Annotated in this window: 17 protein-coding genes; 6 read left to right on the top strand and 11 right to left on the bottom strand. The window is 62.0% G+C overall.

The genetic code is table 11. The annotated features are described in order from the left end of the window. Positions 1-72: 72 nt before the first annotated feature. Positions 73-279 carry a bacterioferritin-associated ferredoxin gene (locus tag AB5Y76_RS04790; RefSeq protein WP_005335965.1) on the bottom strand — a complete coding sequence of 69 codons (207 nt, stop codon included), beginning with the start codon at positions 277-279 and terminating at the stop codon, positions 73-75. A 136-nt stretch (positions 280-415) separates the two neighbouring features. Here AB5Y76_RS04790 and AB5Y76_RS04785 point away from each other — a divergent pair, with 136 nt between their 5' ends. Together AB5Y76_RS04785 and AB5Y76_RS04780 are read left to right on the top strand one after the other, a co-directional pair. Then, positions 416-727 (top strand): HlyU family transcriptional regulator, encoded by a 312-nt coding sequence (locus AB5Y76_RS04785; protein ID WP_005354958.1) that lies wholly within the window; start codon positions 416-418, stop codon positions 725-727. Continuing rightward, positions 724-2790, top strand: coding sequence for a tRNA(Met) cytidine acetyltransferase TmcA (locus AB5Y76_RS04780; RefSeq protein ID WP_263719121.1), 2067 nt, complete (start codon positions 724-726; stop codon positions 2788-2790). Before AB5Y76_RS04785 ends, AB5Y76_RS04780 begins: the two co-directional genes overlap by 4 nt. Here AB5Y76_RS04780 and AB5Y76_RS04775 read toward each other — a convergent pair. After that, the gene (locus tag AB5Y76_RS04775) at positions 2777-3496 is read right to left on the bottom strand and encodes an SDR family NAD(P)-dependent oxidoreductase (protein WP_263719120.1); all 720 of its coding nucleotides are present in this window, start codon (positions 3494-3496) and stop codon (positions 2777-2779) included. The genes AB5Y76_RS04780 and AB5Y76_RS04775 overlap by 14 nt on opposite strands. A 201-nt stretch (positions 3497-3697) precedes the next feature. Between AB5Y76_RS04775 and AB5Y76_RS04770 the strand changes: the two genes are divergently transcribed. From AB5Y76_RS04770 to AB5Y76_RS04760, 3 genes are all read left to right on the top strand, one after another. Beyond that, positions 3698-4714 (top strand): chemotaxis protein, encoded by a 1017-nt coding sequence (locus AB5Y76_RS04770; RefSeq protein ID WP_005335957.1) that lies wholly within the window; start codon positions 3698-3700, stop codon positions 4712-4714. A gap of 175 nt (positions 4715-4889) precedes the next feature. Further along, on the top strand, positions 4890-5369 hold the full coding sequence (locus AB5Y76_RS04765) for a hypothetical protein (protein ID WP_005354955.1): 480 nt from the start codon (positions 4890-4892) through the stop codon (positions 5367-5369). 17 nt (positions 5370-5386) lie between these two features. Beyond that, a complete protein-coding gene (locus AB5Y76_RS04760) occupies positions 5387-6001 on the top strand; it encodes a superoxide dismutase (RefSeq protein ID WP_128815988.1) in 615 nt (204 codons plus the stop codon). Positions 6002-6085: 84 nt separating this feature from the next. Here AB5Y76_RS04760 and AB5Y76_RS04755 read toward each other — a convergent pair whose 3' ends face one another. The 8 genes from AB5Y76_RS04755 to AB5Y76_RS04720 form a co-directional block, all read right to left on the bottom strand. Continuing rightward, on the bottom strand, positions 6086-7033 hold the full coding sequence (locus AB5Y76_RS04755; protein WP_263719119.1) for a vancomycin high temperature exclusion protein: 948 nt from the start codon (positions 7031-7033) through the stop codon (positions 6086-6088). A gap of 187 nt (positions 7034-7220) precedes the next feature. Then, the gene (locus tag AB5Y76_RS04750; protein WP_263719118.1) at positions 7221-9980 is read right to left on the bottom strand and encodes a collagenase; all 2760 of its coding nucleotides are present in this window, start codon (positions 9978-9980) and stop codon (positions 7221-7223) included. Between the two features lie 219 nt (positions 9981-10199). Beyond that, positions 10200-11627 (bottom strand): o-succinylbenzoate--CoA ligase, encoded by a 1428-nt coding sequence (gene menE, locus AB5Y76_RS04745; protein ID WP_263719117.1) that lies wholly within the window; start codon positions 11625-11627, stop codon positions 10200-10202. After that, positions 11620-12549, bottom strand: a complete 930-nt coding sequence (gene menC, locus AB5Y76_RS04740) for an o-succinylbenzoate synthase (protein WP_075116016.1) — start codon at positions 12547-12549, stop codon at positions 11620-11622. The genes menE and menC overlap by 8 nt, the downstream gene beginning before the upstream one ends. After that, entirely contained in the window at positions 12549-13397 is an 849-nt protein-coding gene (gene menB, locus AB5Y76_RS04735; RefSeq protein ID WP_197724797.1) for a 1,4-dihydroxy-2-naphthoyl-CoA synthase, read from the bottom strand. The genes menC and menB overlap by 1 nt, the downstream gene beginning before the upstream one ends. Positions 13398-13519: 122 nt before the next feature. After that, positions 13520-14317 carry a 2-succinyl-6-hydroxy-2,4-cyclohexadiene-1-carboxylate synthase gene (gene menH / locus AB5Y76_RS04730; RefSeq protein WP_368177691.1) on the bottom strand — a complete coding sequence of 266 codons (798 nt, stop codon included), beginning with the start codon at positions 14315-14317 and terminating at the stop codon, positions 13520-13522. Then, positions 14277-16034: a 2-succinyl-5-enolpyruvyl-6-hydroxy-3-cyclohexene-1-carboxylic-acid synthase gene (gene menD, locus AB5Y76_RS04725; RefSeq protein WP_263719115.1), complete on the bottom strand. Its 1758-nt coding sequence runs from the start codon at positions 16032-16034 to the stop codon at positions 14277-14279. The genes menH and menD overlap by 41 nt, the downstream gene beginning before the upstream one ends. A 32-nt stretch (positions 16035-16066) precedes the next feature. After that, positions 16067-17389 (bottom strand): isochorismate synthase MenF, encoded by a 1323-nt coding sequence (locus tag AB5Y76_RS04720; protein ID WP_263719114.1) that lies wholly within the window; start codon positions 17387-17389, stop codon positions 16067-16069. A 208-nt stretch (positions 17390-17597) separates the two neighbouring features. Here AB5Y76_RS04720 and AB5Y76_RS04715 point away from each other — a divergent pair, with 208 nt between their 5' ends. Further along, positions 17598-18503: a 1,4-dihydroxy-2-naphthoate polyprenyltransferase gene (locus tag AB5Y76_RS04715; protein ID WP_042053617.1), complete on the top strand. Its 906-nt coding sequence runs from the start codon at positions 17598-17600 to the stop codon at positions 18501-18503. A gap of 75 nt (positions 18504-18578) precedes the next feature. Here AB5Y76_RS04715 and AB5Y76_RS04710 read toward each other — a convergent pair. Then, the coding region (locus AB5Y76_RS04710) for an integrase core domain-containing protein (protein ID WP_069566697.1) at positions 18579-18782 on the bottom strand (204 nt) is incomplete at its 5' end.

The following is an 18782-nucleotide window of genomic DNA, read 5'->3' as shown; positions in this document are numbered from 1 at the left end:
TCTGGCGAGCCAGCTCGCCTGAGAAAAGGGGTGACCCTGTTGGCGGGTCGCATCAGAAAGGAGGTGTCCGGATCAGGCCACTTCGTAGTAGAGCACGGGTTGCTCCTGCTCCATCTTGTCGAGCTCGGCTGCAATGATCTCCATGGTCATGCGCACGCATTTGCCACATTGGGCGCCCACCTCGAGCGACTGCTTGAGCTGGCGGAATTCGCTTTTACCTGACTGCACCGCTTTGCGGATCTGGGTATCTGTGATGCCGCGGCACAAACAGACGTACATGATGGTCACCTCTTGTGGAATGAGATGAAATCTAAATGAGAATGGTTCGTAGTGCAAATAACCATTGGTAATAAGATCCCCTGCTTGCCACTGTGCAACCCCTTGGGGACAATGCTGGCAACCAGAGGAGATCACCATGCTCAAGAAACTGTTCAGCGCCCTGTTCGGGGGCGAGCCGACCAAGGCGCCGGAAGTCACTCCTACCGAATATGCCGGCTATCTCATCTATCCGGAGCCCATGGCAGAAGGTGGCCAGTATCGGCTGGCGGGCCGCATCACCAAGGAGCTGGATGGGGTGCTGCAAACCCATCGTTTCATCCGCTCCGATCTGTTTGCCAATCCGGCCGATGCCGAGCGTTTCATGGTGCAGAAGGCCCACACCTTTATCGATCAGATGGGAGATCGCATGTTCGAGCCCCGCAAACCGGCTGACAGCCAAGCTTCATGACACAACAAGAGGCCACCCTGCTGCGCGAGGCGCTGGCCCGCGCCGGTGAGCGGCGCCTGATCTGGCTGGAGGGGGAGGAGGCCGAGTGCATTGCCCGCGCCCAATCCCTGCTCGGCGAGACCGTCTTCTGGCTGGGTGCCGGGCCCGAGTGTTATGCCCCGCAGCCCGCCGCCAAGGCGCTGCAGCGGCTCGGTCAGGAGTGCGACACGCTGGTGTTCAACGCCTTCAGCGGCTTTCATCCCGACGCCTTCGGGGCGCTGGCGGGCACTCTATGCGCCGGTGGCTTGCTGTTGCTGCTGACGCCGCCCAGAGTAGAGTGGCCTTCATGGCCGGATCCTGACCGGATCCGGCTGGTGGCCCAGCCGGAGGAGGCGGGCCGGGCCGGCCACGGCTTTATCGCCCGACTGGTTCGGTTGCTGGAAGGTGATCCAGCCCTCTCTCTGGAGCCGCCGGTTTGCTCGCAGCCGTGGCAACCGATTGGGCCAGAGCAGCCATTGAGCTGCGATCAGGCGCGGGCACTGCCCGCCATCCACAAGGTGTTGCACGGTCATCGCCGCCGGCCGCTGGTGCTGAGCGCCGACCGCGGTCGCGGCAAGAGTGCGCTGCTGGGGCTGGCTGCCGCCGAGCTGCTGCACCAGCAACCCTCGCTGAACATAGTGGTGACTGCCCCCTCACAGGCGACGGTCGCCACTCTGTTTGCCCACGCCGCTCGCGGGTTAGATACTACGCCGGAACAGCTGGCCGGGCTAAGCTACTGCTCGCCGGATCGGCTGGTGCACGAGGCGATGAATCCCGATCTGCTGCTGGTGGATGAAGCGGCCGCCATTCCGACCCCGCTGCTCGAAGCCATGTTGGCCCGCCACAGCCGCATCGTGTTTGCCACCACCGAGCACGGTTACGAGGGGACGGGGCGCGGTTTTCACCTGCGCTTCAAACGGGTGCTTGATAGTCAGACGCCGGATTGGCAGGAGATCCACCTAGGTGAACCCATTCGCTGGAGTGAGCGCGATCCGCTGGAGCCGCTGATTTTCCGCCTGCTCGGCCTCAATGCCGAAGTGGCGGCGCCTATGTTGCCGACCAACCCGAGCTGGCGTCTGGTCAGTCAGGAGGCGCTGGAGAGCGACGAGACGTTACTCAACCAGCTGTTCGGCCTGCTGGTGCTGGCTCACTACCAGACTACGCCGAGCGATCTCAGATCCCTGCTGGAGAGCCCGGGTCTCGATATCCATCTGCTGGAGCAGGACGAGAGCCTGCTGGGTGTGGCCTTGGTGGCGCGGGAAGGGGAGATAGAGCCCGAGCTGGCCGAGGCGATCTGGGCCGGGCGCCGCCGTCCGCGCGGCCATCTGCTGCCCCAGTCGCTGCTGGCCCACGCCGGTTTCAAAACGGCGGGGGGGCGCAGCTACGCCCGGGTGATGCGTATCGCCATCCATCCCGAGCTACACCGCCACGGGTTGGGGTCGCTACTGCTTGGCAGGCTTGAAGAACATTATCGTCAGGCGGGGATCGATTACCTCGGTTCTGCCTTTTCGGCTAGCGCCGACCTGCTCCCCTTCTGGCGCAAGGCCGGGCTGGCGGTGCAGCGCATCGGCCTGCAGCGGGATGCCGCCAGCGGCTGCCACGCTGCCCTGCTGCTCAAAGCGCTGAAACCCGAACATGAGACCGAGTTGAACCAATGGCAGCAGCGTTTTGTACGCCAGCTGCCGACCCTGCTGGCGGGCGAGTTGAGCGCGTTGGATCCCGAGTTGGTATGGCAATGCCTGCAAGGCAGTACCGTCACCGTGCCGGAGCTTGGTGAGTTCGAGCGCGATGAGGTTGAGTGCTTTGCCCACCATCACAAGCCGTTTGAACTGAGCCAATCCAGCCTGCAGTTGTGGCTGGCGCGCAATCTGGATGTGTTGGCTTCACTGACTCCTGACGAACGTTCTCTGCTGATTGCCCCCATCTGGCAATACGCAGAGTGGGGGGCGCTGGCTGCGAGGTTGCAGCTGGCGGGCAAGCCAGCCGTTATCAAGGGGTTGCGGGCACTGCTGGCGCGTCTCCTGACCTCCCCTACCACTCGATAGGTTTGCCCTGCCAGTCGAGAAAGCTCAGTTCGCCATCCGGTTGCAGCCGGTTCATCAGGTTAATCAGATGGTCGGCTACCAGCTCGGGACTTTGCACATTGCCCGCCGGTACGTTGGCGTGAAACGGGCGAGAGAGTGGGGTATCCACGGTGCCGGGATGGAAGGCCAGCAATTTGACGCCGGGCGCCCGCCGGGCCAGCTCGATGGCAGCACACTTGAGCAGCATGTTGAGGGCTGCCTTGGATGCACGATAGCCATACCAGCCGCCAGCCCGGTTGTCGCCAATGCTGCCGACCCGGGCGCTGAGAACGGCCAGAGTGCAAGGCTCGCGGCCAAACAGCGGTAACAGCTGGCTGATCCAGCGCAGTGGCAGCAAGGCGTTGGTCTGGAAGAGACGGGTCATGGCATCAAGATTGAGTGCTTCGAGCCGCTTCTCCGGCTGAATTTCCCCCTGATGCAGGATGCCGTTGCAGATCACCACCCGATGCGGTCTCGGGGCCAACTCCGCGATGCGGGCTACCGCAGCTACCATCTGCTCATCGCTGTAATCGCAACATTGCCAGTGCAGGGCCGGCGAAGAGGCTCCTGCTGGTGCGGGCTGACGGCTGATGGCAATCACTGGCCCGACACCAGCCGCCAACCAATGTGCGACCAGCGCCGCCCCGATCCCGCCAGAAGCGCCAATCACGACGATACCTTCACTCATCTCAGGCTCCTTGTGAGTGCATGATGGATTTCACCATCCGCCAATGTTGTCCTGATTGGCAGATACGCTCCCGCCAGCCTGCGGGATCAAGCGGTTAACGCTGCAATCTTGCCGAGATCCGAGCCGTTGGGTGAATTCCATTCCTATACTGAGGGAAAACCGCAGCGGTCTGCTGCCCGCGCAACCAGAATGAGAGTCACCATGATGTCCAAAGATGGGGAAGAGCGTAAATCTATCCTGACCGAAAGTGGCACCAACGAGCTTGAGATCATCGAGTTTCACCTCAAGAAGCAGCTACCGGACGGTCGTGAAAAAACCGCTTATTACGGGATAAACGTCGCCAAGGTGCGCGAGGTGATCCGGGTGCCGGAAACCACAGATTACCCCAATGCCCAGCGCCACATGGTGGGTGTATTCTCACTGCGGGATCGCCTCATCCCGCTGGTGGATCTGGCGGGTTGGCTCGGCATCAAGACCAACCCGGACCCCAGCCACAAGGTGGTGATCGTCACCGATTTCAACAAGATGGCCAACGGCTTCCTGATCGACAGTGTCAGCAGGATCCACCGGGTATCCTGGGAGGATGTGGAGTCCCCCAGCCAGTTTCTGGAAGCGGGGGAGAACGACTGCGTGGTGGCCGTGGTCAGGCGCGATGGCAACCTCATCATGATCCTCGATTTCGAGAAGATCATCGCCGATATCAACCCCGAGCTCAGCATGGAGAAGTACGACGTCACTCAGGACCGCAAGGTGCTCATCGACGATCGCATGATGGCACTGCGCCAGGGCAAGACCATTCTGGTGGTGGATGACTCGGCCTTTATCCGCAAGATGATCGAGACCACCCTGCGCACCGCTGGCTACAACGTGATCACGGCCAAGGACGGCGGCGAGGGGTTGGAGATGATGACGGATTTCGATCGTCTGGCCCAGGAGGAGAGGATGCCGGTGACCGGCTTCGTCAATGCGGTGATCACCGATGTGGAGATGCCGCGCATGGATGGCATGCACCTGCTCAAGCGTCTGCGGGATACCCCCTCCTACAAGGAGATGCCCATCGTGATGTTCTCCTCCCTGATGAGCGATGATAACCGCCAGAAAGCACTGCAACTGGGGGCCAACGATACCATCACCAAGCCCGAGATAGGGCGCATGGTGGGGATGATGGATCACATGCTGCTGGGGATCGCCCCGCCTTCGCCCGCCAACAACATCTGACCTGCCGTTAACTTCCAATTGTCCGGTCGAATCCACTGACCGGTTGCCTCAAGCGGCCACTCCTTGCCAAGGAGTGGCCGCGCTGTTTTGGCTGTTTGCTGCGATCCCGACGCCCCTTGTCTCCCGGACATGATCCATGTAATGATAATTATTATCATTTGTCGGTGTGAAGCATATGACAGCAACCTGGGTGAAGGGGTGGGTCGAGTCGACCGAAGGTGGCAGCAGCATGAGTCACTGGAAACAGCAGACCAGAGAGGGCAACCGGCTGTTTGACTGCGGCGAGTATCATCAGGCGTTGGCCCATTATCAGCAGGCGCTGTGGTTGGCTCGTCAGCAATTGGTGCAGTGGCATGACGCCGATGAGGCGGTGGCGGCGCTGGTTGTGGCTCACCACAATCTGGCGGATCTGCTGGTGGCCATGACTCTGCCCGATCGCGCCGCCGACCTGCTCTGCTATGTGCACGACTGCCTGCTGGCGACCTGTCACTCCCCCGCTTGCTCCTCTCGCCTGCGAGAGGCTGCATTGCGCCATACCCGCACAACTCGTGCCGAGTTGCTGACGTTCGTACAGCGCCACGGCAGCCACGCCGGGATCATGCGTTCGCTCGGTCACTGCCTGTGTCAGAGCGAGCCCTCATCCCGGCTCCATTAATCCGAACAGAGGTCATCATGAGCCATACTCTGCCAGCCCTGAACTATGCCTACGACGCACTGGAGCCCCATATCGATGCACTGACCATGGAGATCCACCATAGCCGTCATCACCAGACCTATATCAACAACCTCAACGCCGCACTGGAAACGGCGCCCGAGCTGGCCGCACTGCCGGTAGAGGAGCTGCTGCGCCGCTTCGATACTCTGCCTGCCACCTTGCAGGGGGCGGTCCGCAACCATGGCGGCGGTCATGCCAACCACTCCCTGTTCTGGCTGGTGATGAGCCCGCAGGGGGGCGGTGAGCCGGGTGGTGAACTGGCTCTGGCCATCGAGCGGGAATTGGGGGGATTCGATGCCTTCAAGCAGGCTTTCACTCAGGCGGCTCTGAGCCGCTTTGGTAGCGGCTGGGCCTGGCTGGTGGTGGACAAGGCGGGCAGATTGCAGGTGGAGAGCAGTGCCAACCAGGATAGTCCCCTGATGCATGGCCATACCCCGATCCTGGGGCTGGATGTGTGGGAGCACGCCTACTATCTCAAGTACCAGAACAAGCGTCCTGACTATATCGCAGCCTTCTATCAGGTGGTGGATTGGGCCGAAGTGACCCGCCGTTATCAGGCGGCGAGAGGCTGACTTGGTCGCTGGGAATGGGTGTACAGGCTCACCGCCACAACCCGTGCTGTAATAACAAGACCCGCCAGTTGGCGGGTCGTCTGTTTATGGTGTGGCAGTGCTGATGCTGGCGGCTGAAGGGGCCACCAGCAATGTGGGCAAGGTCGCGCTGGGCATCTCGGCGGCGGTTTCTGCTGCGGATTTGGCGGGAGTGACCGGCTCAGTCGTTGCCGCAGCGGATAAAGCTAGCGTGACTTGTTCAGTCACGGCCGAGGCAGATGGAGTAGCCGACTCGGTGGCAACCGCGGCAGAGACTGCCGCTGGCTTGGCCTCATCCACCGCCGGTTTGGGTTGCTTTAGGCAGGGTTGCAGACTGCCGATGGTACTTAGTGACTGGCAAGGCACAGGCAGGCCGATGGGGACCGGTGCCCCGAGGAACTTGGGCCCCTTGTCCAGCACATAGAGGTCGAGCAGCCCCATCAGGCGGGCAAAGACTTCCCGTACCCGGGTGCGGATCCCTTGATAAGCGCTGGGGTCCTCGGCATTGAAGCCGACCGCATCGATACCGAAATGGCGGGCGATGAAAATGGCCCGCTCGTTATGAAAGCCCTGGGAGACCACGGTAAAGCGCTCCTGGCCGAACACCTCCTTGGCGCGAACCACTGAGTCGAGGGTGCGGAATCCGGCGAAATCCATATAGATGGCGGAGGCGGGGATGCCCGCCTTGATCAGGGCGCGGCGCATCTGGCGTGGCTCGTTGTACTGCACTGTGGCGTTGTCACCGGAGACGATGATGAAGTCCACCTTGGCATTGTTATAGAGCTCGGCCGCCGCCTTGATGCGGTATTTGAAGTAGTGGTTGGGGCCGCCACCGGAGAGATATTTGGAGGTACCCAGCACCACCGCAACCCGGTTGTAGGGCACCTTGTCCACCTGATCGTAGGTGTAGTGACGGGCATCCGAGACGATCCACTCGCTGTAGCCCAGCAGCATGGCAATCAGGGCCAGCAGCAAAACGAGGCAGGCGAGGAGGATCTTGGCAAACTTCTTCATGCGCGGTGCGGTCAGGGTCTGAAGTTGGGAGTGGCTATCGGCATTCTATTACAACTCGGCCGCTGGCGTCAGGCTTGATAACGGGCGGGCACCTCATTCGGGCAGAGGTTGTCGCAGCAGAGGTCGGGAAAGCGGGAGGATAAAGCGAGGGGCTGCGGTGGCAGCCCCTCTGGTCGGTGAAGGTCTATCAGTGGGCGGAGTCGTTACCCTTGCAGGCATCTGACTCCTTGTTGGCTTGCCACCAGGGCAGCAGATCCCGGGCGAGCCACGCCTGATAGGCGTCGCTGTCGTTGGCGATCAGCCGGTCCAGCTCCCCTTCGAAGTCGCTCATCGCCTGCTGCCGATCCGGATTGCGCAGCGCCTGTGCCAGCGCCAGCCAGCTGGCGCCGCGACCGGTATCGTTGAGGAAGCGGTGCACGGTATAGGACCAGGAGTAGACCATCTCGCCACCCTGCTCGTAGTCAAGGTGAAGGATAGCCGCCAGTGTCGGACGCTGGTTGGCGGGGCGATTTGCCACGTTATCCAGACCCCGGGCAAAGCACTGGCCGTGGGCGATGTACTCTGCAATCCCCTCTGCCCACCAAGTAGTGCGGTTGAGCGGATAGTGGCCGAAGCTGCCGTACTGGTTAAAGCGGCCGTCGAGATAGTGAACGTACTCGTGGCGCAGGTTCCACACCTGGAAGGCGGGGCGTTTCCACTCTGCCTCATAGGCGAAGAAGCGGGCCTGATTGCCGGGGCGAGCCGGATCCCCCTCGATATAGATGCCGCCATTGTCGGTAGAGACACCAAACAGCGCGCTGCCGTAGCGGCCCCAGTCGGCGGAGGAGTTGAAGATCACCAGCTCCAGCGCCTCGTTGTGATCATCGGCCACCGGTTGCCAGCCTGTCTCCATCTGCTGGTGGAAGCGCTGCTCTTCATCACCCAGCTCGCGGCAGATCCCTTCGGCCTGAGCCTGAGTCAGATCCTGGGCGCGCAGACGCAGGGTGGGTGAGCAGGTGTGCTCGAACGGCAGAATATCTTCCATGCGGATCGGGGTACAAAGCCCGGCGAACTCGCCGCTGACACAGGCTTCGCTGGTGCGATCCGTGTAGGTGAGGTAGTAGCTGGAGAGGGTCAGGGAGACCTCTTCCAGCATGGTAGCCGGATGCTGGCCACCCGGGATCAGCCCCTGCTGGCGCATGATGGCGATGACATCGCGATCCAGCTGTTGGCGATAGGCAATCGCCTTATCCGGGCTGGTGTGATGGAGGTAGCGCATCATCTGATAGAGACGACTGTGGGCATCGAGGATGTTGTTGAAGATAAACAGATCCCGTGAGCCATCGCGCTGTTTCCAGAGGGCAAGTTCGCTCAGGCCCAGTTGCAGCAGGCTCTGGCGCAATGCCGCCTCCTGTTGCAGCACAGCTGCGCTGAAGTCAGCCTGCTGACCGTAAGAGGCGCTCTGATCGACCAGATTGAGCAGCTCGAACAGGCCATCGGCCCAGGGTTTGTGGCCGTTGATCTGCGCCGCATGTTGCACTGCATAGCCGAACGCCTGGTTGAGCTGGGCCAGCATGGGGGCGGCACTCTGGCGGAAGGCGGCTTGGCCAAGTTGTCCCTGCGCCGCCACGCTCCAGGCTTCCAGCACTGTGCCAGCCTGATCCTGTGGTTCAGCTCCCAGCAGCAGGGGATGGTTAAGCAGATCAATCATTACCCCGGCCAGTGCCCGGGCGGCCTGATCACTCTCTTTGCCAACGCCGCCGTGGTAGTTGTGGGCGCGCACATAGTAGAGCAGCTTGTCCATTGCCGGATGGGTCGGCTGGTTGGCCGCCAGCAGGGCACGCATGCCGCGAACCACCGCCATCAGCTTGGCGTCATCGTGGCCGTAATCCGCCTGCCAGGCAGGGCTGTTCTGGCCGCTCACGTCGGCCACCAGTTTGGCGGCATCGCTGTCGAGCAGATCCACATCGGGCTGCTCGGGCTCGGAGCAGAGACGACCGTTGGCGCGACGGCACTCCAGTTGCTCCTCCTTGCTGGCCAGCACGATGGGGCGATTGAGCACCCGGCTCTCCTGCCACTCTTTGCTCTCTGGCAGGGGTTGCCACTCGCCGCCAGCGACCGGGTATTGGTAGCCGCTATCTTGCAGCGTTACCTGAACCTCGCTACCAGCGGGGATCACCTGACGACAGATGCGATAGCGGATGGTGTTGCTCCCCTCCTTGCGCTCCTGCGGCTCATCACACTCCTGCTGAGGCGTGAGCTGATCCAGCTGCCACTGATAGCGGCGCCAGACGTGGATCTCGCTGACCTGAGCGGCAGCCTGAGTGCCTGCCACCGGTTGCAGACGGAAGAAGAGCTGCTCCAACCGGCCATCCCGTTCACTCGGGGTCTCTTCAAGTACCTGCAACTGCTGCCAATCCTGCGGCTGATAGTGCCACTCCGACTCGGCGCAGCGGCCCTGCGCGTTGAGCTCGCAACGATCCAGCTCCCTTTCGCTCTGACCCAAGATGATGGCTTGCGGCAGCGGCAGACGATCCTGCTGCTGGGCGGTCGGCGTGCCCGCCAGCTGTTCCCAGCGACCCTGCTTGAGGCCATAACCAAAGTCATAACTGCTGGCGGGAATGAGCTTGCCCGCCGGAATCCGATCTTCACAGCGCACGAAGCGGATTTGCCAGCCCGCATCTACCTTGAGCTGCGGCTCGCCACACTGTTTATCGGCCAGTGCGGCGAGATCGCTGCTCTGCCAGTCGAAGCGACGGTAGACCCTAAGCTGCTGGTAAGGAGCATTGCTGCTGCGCGCCTTGAGCTCGTAGGTGATCTCGGTGATGCGAGTGGCCAGTTGCCGGCTCGATTCGCCAGTCAGCTGATACTGCCGCCAGTCATTGGGGGAATAGTTGGCTTGCGCCGAGGATGTCGCCAAAAGCAGGGGGCCTGCCAGCAGCAGCCACCCGGTACCTGAACGGTTCATTTTTATCCCTTTGTTCTTGTTTGTGTATTGTCTTGCGAGTAATCGCAAGGCAATTTAAACAGTTCCAAAAGGATATCAATTGCCAATTAAAAATCAGATAAATCAATAAGATGGTGGCTTTTTGAGTCTGATCGAATTATCGTGGGTTGGCGCCGCAGTGAGGACTCACATGTTTCTTTTTTTGTTTTCAAAGAAGATCGGTAAATTGTGAGTCCGATCTCATTCAGCTTGTCGTACCCGAGTGGTCTGTTGTCGGGCTACCTTGCCCAGCAGTTGGCGAGAGGGCTTGAGATTGCCGCCAAGATCGGGCCAGGGGAGCCAGTGGTCGGGCACCATAAAGCCGGGCAGGGCGCTGCGGATCCAGGCTGCCAGCACGGGGTAGGGGACCGGCTCGCCGTGCCAGTCGATAAAGGCGGCGGGGCGCTGGCCCCACTCGTCGCTTGGTACCGGCACCACCAGCGCCTGGGCGACAGCGGGATGATCTACCAGTCGCTGCTCGATGGTTTCGGGCTGGATGTTTTCGCCACCTGAGATAAAGAGGTTGTCGAGTCGCCCCTCTACCAGCAGTTCCCCTGCCGCAGTGAACCTCCCCTTGTCGCGGGTATGAAACCAGCCTTCGTCATCGAGGGGCTGTTCCAGTTCGCCATCTCGGTAGTAACCGGCAAACAGGGTGGCGCCGCGCACGCAGATCTCCTGCTCCCTGATGCACACTTCCCGCCCCGGTAGTGGTTTGCCAACTACGCCTGTATCGCCGGGGATAGCGGTGCAGACCTGACTGCCCATCTCGGAGAGACCATAACTCACCTTGGGTTCGAGCCCCATGGCGCAGAGGCGGCTCACCAGCGGCTGCGGGATGGCGGCGCCACCGAGCAGCAATTCGCGCAGGCGGGTGCGAGCGGGATCAAAACCCTCTGCCAGCAGGCGCCAGAGCTGGGTCGGCACCAGCGAGAGATGGGTAATGGGCTGCTGTTCAAGCCGCGCCTTGAGGGAGCGTTCACGTTGATCCAGTACCAGAGTTGCGCCCGCCAGAAAGACCCGAAACAGGATGGCGTAGCCGCCCACATGGAACAGCGGCAGGGAGAGCAGCCAGCCGCAGGCCTCATCGAGGGGAATGAGGGTGGCAGAGCCGCGCGCCGAGGCAAGGTGGTTGCAGAGCCGGTGCACCACCGCTTTCGGCGTACCGCTGGAGCCGGAGGTGAGGATCATATTGTTGAGTTGGGTCGATTCCAGCGGCCACACTTCCTCTCTTGCTGGCAGTTCGCGCGTGAAGTCGAGGCACAAGGGCTGCCAGTTGCCAGCCGGGATCTCCCCTGCCGACCAGAAGGCATCGGCATCGAGTTGTACCGCCAGCTCGCGCTGCTTTTCGAGGGGGAAGGCGGGGTTGAGCGGGCAGAACACCACGCCGCTGCGCACGCAGGCCCATGCCAGCAGCACATCTTCCAGCGCCCCGCGCACCACTGCAGCCAGATGATCGCCATGGCGCACTCCGGCTTGTTCCAGCTGTTGGCACAGGCTGTTGAGGCGGGCATCGAGTTGGCGGTAACTGAGGGGGGAGACTGCGTGGATGGCAATGCGGTTCGGGGCTGTGATTGCCCGGTGGCGTACCGGGCAAGGTGTCTGTTCGGGTGAACGTGTGGGTTCAATCACGGTAATACAGTTGCTCCAGTCGGCTCAGGTCCGGTTTGCCATCTTCCCCCAGCAGGTTGCCCGCCATCCAGCGGCGGGTATCCAGACCCGGCGCCTGTTCGGGAGCCCATTCGCTCGCCAGATGAAAGAGCTGGTTCAGGCCCAGATCCGATTCGAAGCAGGAGGAGATGATCACCTTGAGCCGCAGTTCGCGGGCGCGGGCGATCAGCGCTTCGCAGTTGGCGAGTGAACCGAGCAGGGTAGGCTTGAGCACCAGCGCGCGCAGTTGCGGGATCGGCTCCCACGGCTTGCCTTGTGCCAGCAGTTCGTCCAGCGCCACCGGCATGCCGGTGCGGTTGGCGACAAAGGCGATGTCGGCAAAGTCGGCGCAAGGGTCTTCCAGATACTCGATGCGATTCGGGTCGAGGTGGCCGCAGAAGGTCCACGCCTCCTCGCGAGTCCAGCCCTGGTTTGCATCCAGCACAAGCTTGAGGGAGGGGAGGCGATCGCACAGCAGGCGGATCAGCGCCAGCTCGTCACGCATCGGGTAGCGCGCCACTTTCAGCTTGGCCTTGCCAGGCGTGCGGTGCAGCCACTCTTTCCAGTTGCGCAGCAGCTCCTGGGGGGAGCCTTGAATGAGGGGATAGGGCTCCGGCAGCGGGTTGCGCTGCTCCGGCCATGTCCGGCGCGCGCAGTCGAGGCCAAATTGCACCGACGGCAGCACGGGGTTCGGGGTATCGCCGGCGGCCAGAGCCGCCAGCGTGGCAAGGGCTTCTGCCTCTGCCTGTTGCAGACTCTCTTTCGAGAAGCCGGGCAGGGGGGCAATTTCCCCCCAGCCGTCGTTGATGCGCACCAACAGCCCCTCTCGCGCTACCTCCACCTTGCCGTGAAAGGTCAGTGGCTGGGTAAAAGGCAGTTGATAGCGATACAGGGCTAGTGTCATCAGGGGTTCCGCTTGTATTTGGAGAAGTCGGGGCGACGCTTTTCGTTGAAGGCGTTGCGGCCTTCCTGACCCTCTTCGGTCATGTAGAACAGCATGGTGGCATTGCCCGCCAGCTCCTGCAAGCCCGCCTGACCATCACAGTCAGCGTTGAGGGCGGCTTTCAGGCAACGCAGCGCCATCGGGCTGTTTTGCAGCATTTCACGGCACCAGCGCACGGTTTCGCGCTCCAGATCCGCTAGCGGCACGACGGTGTTGACCAGACCCATGTCGAGGGCTTGCTGGGCATCGTACATGCGGCAGAGGAACCAGATTTCGCGGGCTTTCTTCTGGCCGACGATACGAGCCATGTAAGAGGCGCCCCAACCACCGTCGAAGGAGCCCACTTTCGGGCCGGTCTGGCCAAACTGGGCGTTGTCGGCGGCGATGGTCAGGTCACACATCATGTGCAGCACGTGGCCGCCACCGACTGCGTAACCGGCCACCATGGCAACCACAGGTTTCGGGCAGGTGCGGATGTCGCGCTGGAAGTCGAGCACGTTGAGGTGGTGAGTCCCCTCGTCATCGCGATAGCCACCGTAGTCGCCACGGATCTTCTGGTCGCCGCCGGCGCAGAAGGCTTTCTCGCCAAAACCGGTCAGGATGATGGTGCCGATCTGATCGTCATAACGGGCATCGGCCAGCGCCTGCAGCATCTCTTTGACGGTGCGGGGGCGGAAGGCGTTGCGCACCTGAGGGCGGTTGATGGTGATCTTGGCAATGCCATCGTTGGACTTGTGATAGAGGATGTCCTCGTAACCGGCGGAGCAATCCTGCCACTCAACCGGAGCGTACAGTTCCGCTTCCGTCATTGCATCAATCATGGTTTTTTCCTTCTGATCTGGGAGAGTGCAGTTGAGCACCGAGTTGAACTCTGAGTTGAGCAATCCTGGCATGTTGAACAGGTGCATACAGTTCAGCTTCCGTCATTGCTTCAATCATGACTCGTCTCTTCTTGTTGGTTGACCCACTCCGCGAGGAGTCGGGCAAAGTTATCAGGCTGATGGGCGTGCAGATTATGGCCGCCATCCAGCACCAAGTGGTTGATTCTGCGATTTTGGTTCGCCAGCTGGCAAGCCAGCTGATGGAATTTGTGATCCCGCTTGCCACTCACATAAGTAACCGGCAGCTGGCTCGCCATGAGCCAGGGGGCGAGATCCGGCTGCTTGCCTAGCGAGGTGGCGCGCAGCATGGTGGCGATGCCCTGACCGTCGTTGCCAAGGCGGCGGGCGATCTGGCTGGCCCGGGCCGCATCGTCAAGATCGGCAAACACCCCTTGCCGGTACCAATCTGCCAGCACGTCAGCCAGGGGCTCACGCTCGAAGCGCTGCGCCCACTGTTCATCGTGCTGGATGCGGGCGGCCCGCTCACTGGCCGGTAGACCCGGGTGGCAGTTCTCCAGCAGCAGCCCCCGCAGCCCGGCGGGCTTGCGGCTGGCGTGATAGAGGGCCAGTCGCCCACCCAGCGAGTAACCTGCCAGCAGATAGCGTTCAATGTTGCGGCTGGCCAGCTCGGTGACCAGCCACTGGTGGCTCTGCTCAAAGTCGTTGACGTTGAGATCGCTATGCTGGCCGTGACCCGGCAGATCGAGGGCGATGCAGTGGATGGCGGGCAGGCGGTCGATCACCGGTTGCCAGTCGCCGCCATCCCCCAGCAGGCCGTGCAGCAGCACCAGCGGCACATGGGCATTTTTATTTGCCACGGATGGCGGCCCCCAGCGCCTTGAGATCATCGGCCACCTGCTCGCTCGGTACCCGGATCTCGATCAAGGTAACGCCATGTTTGAGGGCCGTGCGGTAATCGTGTTCGAACTCGGCCAGGGTAGTCGGCGCCCGATAGGCGAGGCCAAACATGGCGGCGGCATGTTCAAAGCTGAGACCGTGGGGCAGCCGGTAGTAGCTCTCCAGCAGCTCCCCCTCGGTGGGCACCGGCAACATACGAAAGATGCTGCCGCCATCGTTGTTAAGCAGGATCACTACCAGCGGTCGGCTCGCCTTGCTGAGCAGGGCGAGACTATTGAGATCGTGCAGGGCGCTGAGATCCCCAAGCAGCAGGGTAGTGGGCTCGTCGCTGCCCGGCTCGAGCGATTGGGCAAAACCGTAGGCGGTGGCGATGAGGCCGTCGATGCCGGAGGCGCCGCGGTTGGTCATCACCCGGCTCGGCCCCTTGCCCGTTTCGCCGAGCATATCCATCAGTCGGGCTGGCATGCTGTTGCCGACAAACAGTTGCCCTTCGATAAGGGAATTGAGGCGATGGCAGACTCCGAGCTCGGAGAAGTGCTCGCAGGCAGCGGCGATCTGCTGGCTGGCGTTGTGTTGCAGCTTGGCCAATGTGTGCCAAGGGGCTTGTGTGGTGACCGGATGGGCCGCGGCAAAGGCGCTGGCACTGCAGAGCAGCCGGTTGCGCAGCCGGTAGTCGGGATCGAGCCGCGCCGGTTGCGGATCCACCAGCCAGTAATCCTGCCATGAATGGTGCTTGATGAACTGGCCAAGCCGCTTGGAGAGAAGCCGCGCACCAAATTGCAGCAGTACCTCGGCGCGGCCCAGCTCGGCGACGAATTCAGGGTCGTTGAGCGCCATATCCATGTGGATGAGGTTGCGGCTGTCGAAGCGGATCTGGCTCTGCAGATCCGCCAGCAGCGGCCAGCCGAGTTGCTCTGCCAGTTCGGCGACCACCTGTGCCTGTTCGGGGGCAGTGATCCTGCCGGCGACAATAATGCCGCGCTGTTGGCGAAAGGTTTCCCACTCCGCCTGAGGTGGGCAGGTCGGCTCGTTTTGCTGCCACGGGCTCCATGGTTTGTGCGAGCCGAGCCAGTCGCCGAGGGGGGCCAGATAGTCGGAGAAATCCTGATAGTGCTCGCCGGGGTAGAGGGGCTCGGGGTACATGCAGTTGAAGTGCACCACTCCGGGAGTGGGCGCCTGTTTGGCCAGCGCCTGATCCACCGAGCTCAGCACAAACGCCGCCGGAATGGTCGGGGTGGGGCTCGGCAGGTTCTGTTGATAGACGGGGTAGCGGCCGAAGATCCCCTGCTGGTCGATCGCCTGATTGGCGCCGTTGTCGATAAGCTCGTGAGGGCGATCGGCGGAGAGAATAATCAGCGGCACGCCGGTGAGCTGGGCCTCTGCCACGGCGGGCCAGAGGTTGGCCACCGCGGTGCCCGACGTCATGATCACCGCCACCGGCCGGTTGCTCCCCTTGGCCAGCCCGAGTGCCATAAAGCCGAGGCCGCGCTCGTCAAAGTGCAGGTGACGACGAAAGCCCTGATGTGCCGCGGCGGCCATGGTCAGCGGCGCAGAGCGGGAGCCGGGGGCCAGCGCGATGTCGCGTACCCCGAGGCGAAAGAGCTCCTCCAGCAAGAGGGAGGACCAGACGTGGTTGAAGGTGGCGTGCTGGCTCGAAAACGGTGTGCAGGCAAACTCTTCGCTGGCAGGCTCTTTACGGGTGGGCATAGGGGCTCTCGTAGCGTGAAAAGGGTGAATGACTATCCCAGCAGGGAGAGCACATTGGCGATCTTGTTGTCGAGTTCGGCCCACTCGGCGACAGGCTCAGAGCCGGCGACAATGCCGGCACCGGCAAACAGGGTGACGCTGCCCGGCTGAATGCGGGCGCTGCGAATAGCGACCGAGAACTCGGAGGTCTCCCGACTCAGCATGCCGCAGGCTCCGGCGTACCAGCCCCGATCATAGGGCTCGAACTCGCGGATAAAGGCGAGCGCTGCCTCGCGCGGGGCGCCGCCCACCGCCGGCGTCGGGTGGAGGGCGTCGAGCAACTGCCAGTCGCAGACCCCGGGCTTGAGCTCGGCTTCGATATCGCACTTGAGGTGTTGCAGCAGCCGCAGTTTGAGAATGCGCGGCTCGGTCAGGGTGGCATCGTGGGTCAGTGGTGCCAGACGGCTGAGGATGTCGGCGTGTACCAGTCGGTTTTCCAGCCGGTTCTTGCTGTCGGCCAGCAGCTCGGCGGCCAGTTGGGCATCCACCTCTTCATCGCCGGAGCGGCGAATGGTGCCCGCCAGCGCCTCGGTAAAGAGGTGGCGATCTTCCCGGCGGTAGAGCCGCTCGGGAGAGCAGGCGATAAAGGCCTGCTCGGGGGAGAATTGAAAACCGAAGTGGAAGCAGTCCTGGGCGTGGCGGGCCCACTGGTCGAGCATGGCCCAGGGATTGATATCCGCATCATGGTTCGGACTGGTCAGCACGCTCTCCCGCGACAGTACCACCTTGGGAGTGTGGGCCTGAAAATCGGAGGCGGTGACGCGCTCAACCAGCGTCTGCCACTGGGCGGGGCCGGGGCAATCCTGTCGCTGCCAGGGCTGCTTTTGCAGGGCGGGCAGCGGGGCTTCCGGGCGCAGGGCATCGAGGGCGGCTTCGGCCGCCTGCAGTTCGGCCTCGAGATTGTTTTCATCCAGCCATAGGTTGAGGCAGAGACTGACGCACTCGCCACGGCGCACCAGCTCGATGCGGGGCAGCACGAAACGACAGGGGCCAAACCCTTGCCAGCCGGATTGGGCCGGATCAAACGCCAGTCCGCCATAGTAGCGGGGGCTGTCGTCATGATGTTGGTTGGCTGTGTTAGTGCACACCTGCTTGATGGCGTGCGGCTCGGTCAGTTCATGGATGGCGCCCAGCGCGACATACTCGGGACGAGCCTCTCCACGGGCCTGCCAGTAGATGCGGGGATAGAGGGTTTGCGCCGCGAGCCAGCCCAGAAAGGAGCGGATTTCGATCGCCACTCGCAACCGTACGAAGCCGCTGACGTTGCTGTGACGCAGGGCGTCCAGTTGTTGCTTGATATGGGTCTGAGCCAACATGGATTCTTTTCTGAGCCGGGTAGTAACGAGCGATCCGGTAGCTGGATGCCGTAGGTTTATGCCAAAGGGCGATGATTTCCTATATATTATCTGCCCATTCGTCCATGTAAATCGCCCGCGGGAGCTTCACTCTCCGGGGCCAAGTATACCCAAATCCGGTTCGATAACCCTTAACACGATCAATATCCGATTGTTTGGCCATCACAAAATGACAAATACCTTCTCTGTTTGGTTGCTGGCGGCGCGTTTGCGAACATTGCCGCTCGCCTGCTCTTCCATCCTGCTGGGCTCGGGGCTGGCTGCCAGTCGTGGTGCCTTCGACGGCACCATCATGGCGCTCTCCCTGCTGACCGCCATCCTGCTGCAGATCCTCTCCAATCTGGCCAACGATTACGGCGATGCGGTCTCCGGCGCCGACAACGGCGAGCGGATCGGCCCACAGCGGGCGGTGGTCTCCGGTCTTATCACCAAAAAGCAGATGTGCGTGGCGATGGGGCTGACTGCGCTGGCGGCGGTGGCCAGTGGCCTGCTGTTGCTGGGCTGTGCCTTTGGCGGCCAGTGGCTGCAGATTTTGGCATTTGTGGTGCTGGGTGGCGCGGCCATTGTCGCTGCGGTGACCTACACCGTCGGCAAGACTCCTTACGGCTATCGCGGGTTTGGCGATATCTCGGTGTTCCTCTTCTTCGGCCTGCTGGGGGTGCTCGGCTCCTACTACCTCTTCACCAAGACGCTGGAGTGGGATCTGCTATTGCCCGCCACCGCCTGTGGTCTGCTGGCAACCGCCGTGCTCAATATCAACAATGTGCGCGATATCGAGACCGATGCCGCCAGCGGCAAGATCACCCTGGCGGTGCGCCTTGGCCGCAACCGCGCCATCGCTTATCACTGGGTACTGCTGGGGGCGGCGCTGCTGGCCACTATTGCCTTTATCCTGATCCAGCCCGCCAGTTTCTGGCCGTGGATCTTCCTGCCCGCCATGAAGCCTCTCAGCGATGCGGCCAAGACCCTTCGCGAAAGCTACGATGGCGAGGTGCTGACCGGTGCCCTCAAGAAGACCGCCATCAGCGCCTTTCTGTTCAGTCTGCTGCTCTCCATCGGGTTGGCGCTCTCCTGACTGCTGGTCGCAGCTCGCCAAGGCGATGTCTAGTCCTGAAATAGGTTTACACATTTTCAACTAGCATTTCTCTATTCAGAACCCCCTATGTACCGCATCGGGGGTTCTGTATTTCAACGCATGATGCGGCCGCTCCGCGTTGTAAATATCCACCGCTTCACGCACCATTTCCCGCGCTTGCGTTAAATCCTGCGGGCTTTGCAACAATAACTCTCCTTTCAAAATCCCGTTCACCCGCTCCGCCAACGCATTCTGGTAACAGTCATACCCATCCGTCAT

Origin of the sequence: Aeromonas sp. R1-2 (assembly GCF_040908505.1) — a bacterium.
GTDB lineage: Bacteria > Pseudomonadota > Gammaproteobacteria > Enterobacterales > Aeromonadaceae > Aeromonas > Aeromonas veronii.
This window is presented reverse-complemented; position numbering and strand designations above follow the sequence as displayed.

Coding starts and splice junctions, on each gene's coding strand:
- AB5Y76_RS04765 (WP_005354955.1), top strand. CDS start 4,890: ATGACAGCAACCTGGGTGAAGGGGTGGGTCGAGTCGACCGAAGGTGGC.
- menC (WP_075116016.1), bottom strand. CDS start 12,549: ATGACACTAGCCCTGTATCGCTATCAACTGCCTTTTACCCAGCCACTG.
- AB5Y76_RS04785 (WP_005354958.1), top strand. CDS start 416: ATGCTCAAGAAACTGTTCAGCGCCCTGTTCGGGGGCGAGCCGACCAAG.
- AB5Y76_RS04755 (WP_263719119.1), bottom strand. CDS start 7,033: ATGAAGAAGTTTGCCAAGATCCTCCTCGCCTGCCTCGTTTTGCTGCTG.
- AB5Y76_RS04790 (WP_005335965.1), bottom strand. CDS start 279: ATGTACGTCTGTTTGTGCCGCGGCATCACAGATACCCAGATCCGCAAA.
- AB5Y76_RS04770 (WP_005335957.1), top strand. CDS start 3,698: ATGATGTCCAAAGATGGGGAAGAGCGTAAATCTATCCTGACCGAAAGT.
- menD (WP_263719115.1), bottom strand. CDS start 16,034: ATGCCCACCCGTAAAGAGCCTGCCAGCGAAGAGTTTGCCTGCACACCG.
- AB5Y76_RS04775 (WP_263719120.1), bottom strand. CDS start 3,496: ATGAGTGAAGGTATCGTCGTGATTGGCGCTTCTGGCGGGATCGGGGCG.
- AB5Y76_RS04780 (WP_263719121.1), top strand. CDS start 724: ATGACACAACAAGAGGCCACCCTGCTGCGCGAGGCGCTGGCCCGCGCC.
- menB (WP_197724797.1), bottom strand. CDS start 13,397: ATGACGGAAGCGGAACTGTACGCTCCGGTTGAGTGGCAGGATTGCTCC.
- AB5Y76_RS04760 (WP_128815988.1), top strand. CDS start 5,387: ATGAGCCATACTCTGCCAGCCCTGAACTATGCCTACGACGCACTGGAG.
- AB5Y76_RS04750 (WP_263719118.1), bottom strand. CDS start 9,980: ATGAACCGTTCAGGTACCGGGTGGCTGCTGCTGGCAGGCCCCCTGCTT.
- AB5Y76_RS04715 (WP_042053617.1), top strand. CDS start 17,598: ATGACAAATACCTTCTCTGTTTGGTTGCTGGCGGCGCGTTTGCGAACA.
- AB5Y76_RS04720 (WP_263719114.1), bottom strand. CDS start 17,389: ATGTTGGCTCAGACCCATATCAAGCAACAACTGGACGCCCTGCGTCAC.
- menH (WP_368177691.1), bottom strand. CDS start 14,317: ATGATCTCAAGGCGCTGGGGGCCGCCATCCGTGGCAAATAAAAATGCC.